The sequence below is a fragment of the Desulfurella multipotens genome (genome assembly GCF_900101285.1).
Lineage (GTDB): Bacteria > Campylobacterota_A > Desulfurellia > Desulfurellales > Desulfurellaceae > Desulfurella > Desulfurella acetivorans.
The window spans coordinates 1-8,922 of the sequence record NZ_FMYU01000021.1; the positions used below are offsets into that span (position 1 = coordinate 1).

Sequence of the window (8,922 nt, forward strand, 5' to 3'; positions counted from 1 at the left end):
CTCTATCTGCTGCAACACAGGAGCTTTCTTCTACAGTTTCAGAGCTTGAGATGCAGGTAAAAGAAATCAGCAAAGCCCAGGAAGAAAATGCCAAAGCAGTAGAAACAATATCAGCCAATGCCCAAAACCTAAAGAACATATCAGAAGGACTGTTATCTAGCGTAGGTAAGTTTAAGACTTAAGGTAGCTTTATCTCTTGCGCCTGGCAATGGCTGCCTACTTTTTGTCATTCTGAAGGGCGATTGCACGAAGGATCTCATCACTTAAAAGTGAGATCCTTCGCTTAACGCTTCAGGATGACTGACTTCGCTTAACGCTTTAAGGTGACACCCTTACCCGTAATTCTGAAGTGCAAGCGAAGAATCTCCTCACCGCATAATGCTTACAACGCCTTTCTTTTTCTTTGTCATTCTGAAAGGCAATAGCCCGAAGAATCTCCCCACTTTGCAGAAGTGTAACGCAAAGTATCTCATCTTTCTATCGTATTTGAAACGATAATTTTAGTTACTAAATCAAAGTTACTTAAACGCTAAAGTATTAGAATCAAGCCCCAAGTCTTTGGGGTATAAATTAAAAAAAGCCTGGTTTTTTATGTAATTAATTTTGTATTTTTCTATGTATAGCTCAAACATTCTATTTACGGCAACAAGTGGAACAATGCCTTTTTTAAAATCTAAAAGCGTACTTAAAAATACAATTTTTTCTTCACTTGACAGGAAATCTTTTATAAATCCAAACATGTGTTCTAAAGCATTATATACTTGATTTTTTTTGCTTTTTATAAGCATTGTTTCTAAAAATAGAGCAGTGTAGGAGTTAAATGTTTCATGTGTGTTGTTGTTTGCAAATGATGCAATTTGGCCTAATTTTTTATAGTTTTTTGTGCTTTTTGATAATAGTAAAAATTTATATCGTGTGTGAAAATCAATCAGGGCTTTTCTGGATGGGTTTTTATTTAGCTGTATCATTTCAGAATAAGCATAAACACTTACAATAAAATTATACCTAAGCCAAGGATCGCTTAAGCGTTTTTCTTCTTCGTAAGGTAAAAAAGGAAATTGTTCTATTATGGTTTTGGAAAAAAGCCCTTTTGTATTATCAGCTGGCATGGAGTTTTCTAAGTATAATTTAACTCTAAATACACCACAACTTGGAGACTTAGCTGCAAATATAAATCCACATATATTTTCTTGTTTTGCTTTTAAAGCAGCATTTAGAGAATAGTCAATTATTGCTTTGGTGTAATCTGTATTTGTCTTGTTGCCAATTAAGTGAATTGTCCCATCTTTGTATAAAACTAATCTCATAGATTCTCTTGGGTGAGATAAAATTGCATCTTCTGGACAAAAAGGTACAAATTCAAAGTATTTGGATAAGCTTACCACAAAATCATCTTTTCTTGATGAACCATTGTATGCACATTCAATGCCAATTAAACATGAAGATACACCAATTTTAATCATTTTATGATTATAATTTTTTTATTAAATTTTTGCAAGAAATAGTTTTTTTATTGACTGATTTTTGGAATAACACTATATTAACAATTAAAGGGGCAACTGATGAAAAAAATATTATTTTGCCTAGCAATATTTATATTTTTTGCAACAAAAGTATATGCTGATCAGTATAGACTTGTTGTGGGAAAGATTTTGTCAATAGATAAAAATACAGCTAAAGTAGTAATTTATTCCAAAGTATGCTCTGGAAAACATACAGTTTATGTAAAAAACACTCAAGCAATACCTAATAATCTTATACATAAAGTAAATTTTGTTATGCAAATTGACAGAAATTGTTCAAAAGTTTTATTGGCAAACCCAAATATCAAAGGTGTGCAATGAAAAAAATTTATTTAATTGCAATTATTATTGCCTTTATGCTGCCTATTAATGCTTTTGCAGATATGGCGCAATATTGTTCTACACCTCCTTTTTTATCGCAGAATGTATCACCTAATGTGTTAATTGTCCAAGATGTAAGCGGGTCTATGGTATGGTCTGCTTATAATCCTGACAGTCAAGGGCAGGGTTACTGTGGTGACATTCAAAGCGATTATGATTATAATGGTAATATTGCAAATTGTCCAAGCAAATACAACCCCAACCAGACTTATGAAGGCTATTTTATAGCAAATGATGTTTACTCATACGATACAAACAATAATTTTTGGTATATAAACAATTCTGCAATACCTTCAAGCTGTCCAAAAAGTGTATTTGATTATAATTTTCCTTATAATTATTATAGCGGTCTGTATAACAGCTTACTGGCAATTGTCTCAATTTCCTTTTAATGTCTAGAAGTGATCTTGTAAAGTGGAGTATGACAGGAGGAGAGCCACAATCTTGTGCAATGGGAAATTCTTACTCAAGCCCACAATGTGATCCCACGCTTAACACTCAAGATGTAACAAATGCAGATGGCGGAGGTATAGTGTTATATCCTTCAATAAATGATTATTATAATCTCAGTACTCCATCTTTTTCTGTACTAACACCTCACCTCTATCACGTATAAATCAAGCTATACTGCCATCTTTGCAAAATATGTCTTCAACTTTGCGCCCAAGAATGGGGCTTTTAATGTTTACCACACCTTTGGGTTCTAGTGGAACACCATACACCATACCGTATACAGTTTATATTGGAGGCTATGCATACAATCAAAAAACATCTAAAGAATATAGTACAGCAATTTTAAGCACTAATCCTTATACCTATATCATGCGATTTATGAATTACCAGATGCCTATCCAGGGCACCCCAACTGGACCTGCTTTGCAGGATGTAATTGATTATTTTTCGCAAACTCAACCAACATACTCTTACGGTTTTCAACCAGGTCCAGGTACATGGCAAGATCCTTTGTATGAGTGTCCACCCTATACACAAACCTGTCAGGCAGCACCTTGCGCTCAGAATTATGTAATACTAATGTCTGATGGAGGATGGGATATACCTGATTGTTCTGTAAATTCAGATCCCGTGCAGCAAGCCTTTTTTTTGCATACAGGCGGCCCAAACGGTAGTTTAAGAAGCGATTTTTCTGGTATAACAATACAGGATTTGTATGCTATATATCTGGGAAATTTAGGTACACAAAATTATCAATGGAATAGCGGCTATGGAACTGTGTTTGGTCAAAACGCTTTAGAAAATATTGCTTATTTTGGTAGTTTTGAACCTATCGGTTCTGTTAATCAAAGCGATTTTCCAAATGCAAGCTGCACAGATAACACAGACTGTTACGGTCCTGCTCAGGGTAGTTTATGTACTGCACCTCCACAGGTACCGAATACATTTTTTAGCCCAAACAATGCAAGTCAGATTAAAAGTTCCCTTATGAATGCCTTTTCAAGCATAATTAAACAAGCTTCAAGTGGATCCAGCGTAGCGAGTATAAGTCAAAAAACGCAACAGGGCTCAAGTGCAATTCAAGCTATATTTTATCCGCAAAAAATTTTTGATAACAATACACAGGTAAACTGGATAGGCTATTTATATGATTGGTGGCTTTATAGTCCGGTAGGTTCTCAAACAGTAAGTATATTGAATGCCAATACTCAAAATTACCTTGAACCGCAGTCTGATTATACACTAAATTTTGTGCTTAACAATGGGCAACTGCAAGCGCAAGAATACTTAAATAACAATCTTGTAAATACAATGTCCATTGATCAGCTCAATCCGCTTTGGGAAGCGGGTAAAATCTTATGGAGTACAAACCCACAAAACCGAACGATTTATACAACAGATGGTATTTCTTTGATACCATTTACAGATAGCAATGTTTCTGGTTTTGAAAACAATTTAAATATAAACTTAACCAATGATAACTATTTATGTGGTAATTCACAAAACTGTACTTTAAACACAGCAGCTACAAACCTTGTAAACTATATCCGTGGCAATGATCTTTCAGGCACAAGAAACAGAACCGTGACAATAGGAAGTGATACTAATGTTTGGAAATTAGGTGATATAATATACTCTACACCTCAAGCTGTCCAGTATGTAAATTGGTTAGATCCTTCTCAAAGCTTTAACGTAGTATATGTTGGTGCAAATGATGGTATGCTCCACGCATTTTTGGCTGGACAAACGCAAAATATTGATTTACCTGCAAATGCAGTAGCTAAACTTTGCGCAAATGATGATGCAAGCTGTCCTTCAAATGTTGATGGCTACGCTCCAGGCAGCGAATTGTGGGCTTTTATACCAGAAGATTCACTACCATATTTGAAATACCTTGCAAATCCGAATTATTGTCATATCTATTATCAGGATTTAACTCCATATATTTTCAGAGCAAATGGACACGTAATTTTAATTGGCGGTATGAGACTTGGCGGTGCAACTGGATCAGCAGGAGTTGCCTTGCCTATGAGTAATCTTGGATACTCTGCATATTATGCTTTAGATGTTACAAATCCGTTTAATCCAGAATTTTTATGGGAATTTACAAATCCAGATTTAGGATTTAGTTTTTCTGGACCTGCCATTATTAAAGTTAATGGACAATATTTTGTAATGTTTTTAACAGGTCCTACTAATTATCAAGGCGATGCGGGCTTACCTTTAAATGCTTTTGTTTTGACATTAAACAGTGATTTTAGTGAAAATAGTGTTACGCCATTGCCTATTGATCCTAGCTTACACAGTGCTTTCGGTGGCAGACTGTTTACGCAAGGCATAGTTGATAGTGCAACAGGAAATACCATAGCTGTTCCTTTTGGTGTTTCTATTCAAAACGGAAATACATGGAGTGGTGCAGTTTACATACTTTTAACATATAATTATACAGATCCGCATTCTTGGAAAATCATTCGTATAGATCATACAGAAAACCCTATTACAGCCAAAATTGCTCATATGTCTTGCTTTGGAAAAACATACATATTTTTTGGCAGTGGTAAATATTTTTACAAGCAAGACGATTACAATCCACATAATCCGGATAAGCTATACGGTGTTGATTTAACAAATTGTTTGTCAGGTGGCAATTGTAATATTAATGCTGCCCATTCTTCAAATTCTCCATGTCAGGAGCTTAATAGTCCAGGTAACGGTTTAAACTCATGGAAGATAAGTCTTGATAACTCTGAAACTAATGGCTATTTAAAAGAGCGGGATATATCAGATCCAACAGTTACGGGCCAAAATGTTGTATTTTTTACTACTACAGAGCCCACAAGCAATTTATGTGGTTTTGGAGGCAGAACACGCATATGGGGCTTAAATTGTGCAACAGGTGCTGCTGCTTTGGATAATTCTTGTCCCGGCTATGTTATAAACAATGTAAGTGGTAGTTTGCTTTTACAAACTTCTACAGGAGCTGTAACACAAATAAATCCAAATACTACATTTACAAAAAACAACCCTACAACTGCATGGCAACAAGGTGTATCGCCAGAGACATCAACAACATTTGTTGCGCCTTTTAGTGGTCAAGCAGGGATTATTATACAATGGAAAAAAGAGTAAATAGAGCATTTACTCTCCTTGAAGTGATGCTTATTATAGCAATCCTTGCTATCGTTTTAGCTATAGCAATACCAAATTTTGATCGCTATATAAAAGACTATAATATACAAAAACAAATCAACAAACTATATGCTAATATCAATTATGCAAAATTTTACGGTGTAGCACATCAAATACCAATAAATATAAATATAACTCAAAATCAGATAAAAGCTCTAACGAATCAAACAAATCCAGTGCTTATAGTGCAAGATAATTTTAAGTATCCTATATCGTGTTCTGACAATACAACGCTAATTACTCTAAATGCATTTGGTATAGCTAAAGGTAGTGTAAATTGTTTTGTTAATGAACAAAATAATGCAAACCCAAATTGTTTTAAAATTGAATTTGCAAAAATAAACACTGGCAGGTGGATTAATGGCAACTGTAAAGAATAAAGCATTTACTATAATAGAAGCAATAGTAGCTTTATTTATTTTGCTTATTGTAATTTTAGGGCTTTTGTATAGCTTGGATTTATCAATAAATTTAAATATGCAAAATGCACTGAGAAACCAGGCATTAAGAGTAGCGCAATCGCAAGTTGACGAAATTTTAAATAATGCTAATAATAATCCTATAACAACACCATTTACTAAAACTGTGACTGTACCAATTAATAATTTTTCTCAAAACTACACTGTAAGTGTATCACCATCAATAGAACCCCAAAAAGAAATCATTTTATATACAATAACGGTAAGCTGGGTTTATAAAGGTCAGGCTTATTACCATACTCAAACAACAGCGGTGCATTTATGAAAAAAGGATTTACATTAATAGAGATTTTAGTTGCTTTATTTATCACAATGATAGTTTTAGCAATTGGCTATTTTACATACATTAAAATTATGAAAGGTTCTTTATTTCAATCCAGTATAAGCAGCACTCAAATTTCCACGTTGTCTGGTACTTCTCTATTGCAATATGATATTTCTATGTCTGGTTATGGTTTGCCTTTATCTGGTCCTATAGAAACTCCGCTAAATTTTCATGAAGCAACAAATTCTACAGCAAGTGCCTACAATTATAGTACTTTACCAGCTAGCGCGTATAACATCGGACAAAATTCACAAACGCAACCAAACTCTTCTTATTTAGTTATAAGATCTTCAATTGCTGATATAAATAGTGCTTCACAAAAATGGGCTATTGCTTATTACAATACAAATACAAACAATTGGGATATTGATTACAACCCAGATAATTCATTAAGTAATTTTTCTTCTAATGATAATGACTATTGTATAGTTATGGATTCCAATAAAACATTGTTAGAAAATCCAAATGGCAATTTTTATTTCAATTTTTCTGATTTTGCAAATTCTATAAATAATTTAAACTTAAATCAATCTCAAATTTATTTAATCTATGGTATTGACTCCACTGTGCAGCCTCGTATGCCATTTAACAGGGTAGATTATTTTTTAAGTCAAGATAATTTACCAAGTTTTTGTGATCCAAATACTTATGAACTTTATCGTTCTGTGATAAGCCAGAACAACGGATCAAATACGCTAATGCCACTTTTAGACTGTGTAAAAGCTTTTTTTGTAGAAAGTAAAATAGGTAATAATTGGTATAGCTCAACAAGCAATTTAACTCCAAATATAATAAATAGTCAGACACAGTTAATAAAAGTTTTTATATTTTAAAACAATCAAGTAAATATTCAAACAGTATAATTAGCACAAATAATATACCTGTTGGTGATGGCGATGTAGGGACACTGTATAATTTTAAACCATCTGGCATTGATTCGCATTACGAGTGGAAAGTTATAAAAATGACTATAAAACCAATGAATATAGGTCAAAATCAATGAGAAAAAACCAAAATGGCATTGCTTTGATTATCGTCATATTCATAAGTGCACTTGCATTAATTTTAGTTGGTTTAATGCTTTGGCTAATTTTAGGAAGCACAAAAATTTCTGATATGAGCTCAGAGTATAAGACTGCTCAGGATGCGGCAAAAGGTGCAAGCAATATTGTCATATCTATGCTTAAATTTGACTCATCAACGCCTGATTTGCCACCAGATTATTATACAATTTCTAACCCAACATGTATGACTATAAAATTAGAAAAACCTAGCATTGCCTGGAGTAACTGGAACTGTTCGAATGCAAATCCAGATATTATTATGCAACTTGGATCTTACAAAGTTTATGCTACAATAGTCTTAACCCAAGTAATATTGCCAGAAAATAATAATGCTTTAGATACCTATTTTTACACGGTAAAAATTCATGCATTCAATAATAAAAATGAAAGTTCAAATATTGCTTTTGTCTATAAAATTTCAAGATAAAATTATGTAAAAATTTTATCAAATTTGACAATATAATTAGTAGGTATTATATTTATGTGTTGCAAAAAAGGGGTGCTTATGGATTTATTTAATGTTCATGCTCAAGCAAGTGTGTTGATGACACTAATTTTGGCTTATTCATTGGGTATTGTTCATGGTATAACGCCTGATGAACATACATGGCCAATTACTTTTAGCTATTCAATAGGTAGTTACTCTGCCAAAAAAGGTTTTTTAATTGGTTTAGCTTTTTCTTTAGCATTTAGTGTGCAACGCGCGCTTGCAAGTGAACTTGCTTATTTTTCTTTAATAAGTTTTATGTCAAAACCATACATAGATTATATAGTGTATGTGATTGTTGGAAGTGCAATGGTGTTTGGCGGTTTGTATGTTTTTAGATTTAATAATGTATTCCATATACACTTTGGCAAAATAGATAAAATACACCATCAGGAAGCATTATCTGGTAAATATATTGACGAAAAACACAAAAAAACCACCTACAAAATGGCTATAGTTCACGGCTTTATTGCCGGATGGGGTTTTGGCGCATTTGCTTTAATTTTATATACAGTACTTGCTCCTTCTATGCCAAACGCTTATGTTGCCTGGTTACCTGGTTTTGTATTTGGACTTGGAACAACTACAGTTCAAATTTTAGCAGGTGCTTTTTTTGGTATTATGGGTAAAAGGCTAAGTTTGCCAGAAAATGTAAGCCAGCATATAGCTAAGTTAACTGCTGCAAGAACACTTGTGCTGGGTGGAGTTATGTTTGCCTTATCGGGTATTTTAGGTTTGAGCGATCCAAAATTGTTATCATTTAACATAGTAACACCAATTAAAGTTCACAATTTACATAATCTAAATATTGGCTTTTTCCTGGTAATCGCGGTAGTGGTTGGCATTGGGCTTTCTACATTTTTAATAGAAACAATCAAATATAAAAGACTATATAAGACTACCTAAACCTTATCAAATAATCAAATTCATCTGTTTTACCAACAGCATTTGCAAGTTTTTCCAAAGCTATGCAGTAACCGTAGATAGCTCCATAGTAGTTAGCTTCAGCCTGCGTTAGAAG

Annotated in this window: 11 protein-coding genes; 10 read left to right on the forward strand and 1 reads right to left on the reverse strand. The window is 33.4% G+C overall.

Features of this window, described 5'->3' with window-relative positions; genetic code table 11:
• Nucleotides 1–182, forward strand: a 182-nt coding sequence (locus tag BLQ93_RS09445; RefSeq protein ID WP_159427525.1) for a hypothetical protein, incomplete at its 5' end; no start/stop codon positions are given.
• A gap of 336 nt (nt 183–518) precedes the next feature.
• On the opposite strand, the gene BLQ93_RS09130 is transcribed toward BLQ93_RS09445, so the two are convergent.
• Nucleotides 519–1,463 carry a YbgA family protein gene (locus BLQ93_RS09130; RefSeq protein ID WP_092129791.1) on the reverse strand — a complete coding sequence of 315 codons (945 nt, stop codon included), beginning with the start codon at nt 1,461–1,463 and terminating at the stop codon, nt 519–521.
• Between the two features lie 99 nt (nt 1,464–1,562).
• Here BLQ93_RS09130 and BLQ93_RS09135 point away from each other — a divergent pair, with 99 nt between their 5' ends.
• From BLQ93_RS09135 to BLQ93_RS09175, 9 genes are all read left to right on the forward strand, one after another.
• A complete protein-coding gene (locus BLQ93_RS09135) occupies nt 1,563–1,844 on the forward strand; it encodes a hypothetical protein (protein WP_092129793.1) in 282 nt (93 codons plus the stop codon).
• A complete protein-coding gene (locus BLQ93_RS09140; RefSeq protein WP_092129795.1) occupies nt 1,841–2,296 on the forward strand; it encodes a hypothetical protein in 456 nt (151 codons plus the stop codon). The genes BLQ93_RS09135 and BLQ93_RS09140 overlap by 4 nt, the downstream gene beginning before the upstream one ends.
• Nucleotides 2,296–2,520, forward strand: coding sequence for a hypothetical protein (locus tag BLQ93_RS09145; protein ID WP_143338733.1), 225 nt, complete (start codon nt 2,296–2,298; stop codon nt 2,518–2,520). Before BLQ93_RS09140 ends, BLQ93_RS09145 begins: the two co-directional genes overlap by 1 nt.
• A 65-nt stretch (nt 2,521–2,585) precedes the next feature.
• Nucleotides 2,586–5,486 (forward strand): pilus assembly protein, encoded by a 2,901-nt coding sequence (locus BLQ93_RS09150; protein ID WP_159427529.1) that lies wholly within the window; start codon nt 2,586–2,588, stop codon nt 5,484–5,486.
• Nucleotides 5,471–5,926, forward strand: coding sequence for a pilus assembly FimT family protein (locus BLQ93_RS09155; protein ID WP_092129802.1), 456 nt, complete (start codon nt 5,471–5,473; stop codon nt 5,924–5,926). The genes BLQ93_RS09150 and BLQ93_RS09155 overlap by 16 nt, the downstream gene beginning before the upstream one ends.
• Nucleotides 5,907–6,290 (forward strand): prepilin-type N-terminal cleavage/methylation domain-containing protein, encoded by a 384-nt coding sequence (locus BLQ93_RS09160; protein ID WP_092129804.1) that lies wholly within the window; start codon nt 5,907–5,909, stop codon nt 6,288–6,290. Before BLQ93_RS09155 ends, BLQ93_RS09160 begins: the two co-directional genes overlap by 20 nt.
• Nucleotides 6,287–7,183, forward strand: a complete 897-nt coding sequence (locus BLQ93_RS09165; protein ID WP_092129806.1) for a prepilin-type N-terminal cleavage/methylation domain-containing protein — start codon at nt 6,287–6,289, stop codon at nt 7,181–7,183. The genes BLQ93_RS09160 and BLQ93_RS09165 overlap by 4 nt, the downstream gene beginning before the upstream one ends.
• Before the next feature lie 115 nt (nt 7,184–7,298).
• Nucleotides 7,299–7,841, forward strand: coding sequence for a flagellar basal body-associated FliL family protein (locus tag BLQ93_RS09170; RefSeq protein ID WP_143338734.1), 543 nt, complete (start codon nt 7,299–7,301; stop codon nt 7,839–7,841).
• A gap of 78 nt (nt 7,842–7,919) precedes the next feature.
• Complete coding sequence (locus BLQ93_RS09175; RefSeq protein ID WP_092129810.1) at nt 7,920–8,807, forward strand: urease accessory protein UreH domain-containing protein; 888 nt, start codon at nt 7,920–7,922, stop codon at nt 8,805–8,807.
• The last annotated feature ends 115 nt before the right edge of the window (nt 8,808–8,922 follow it).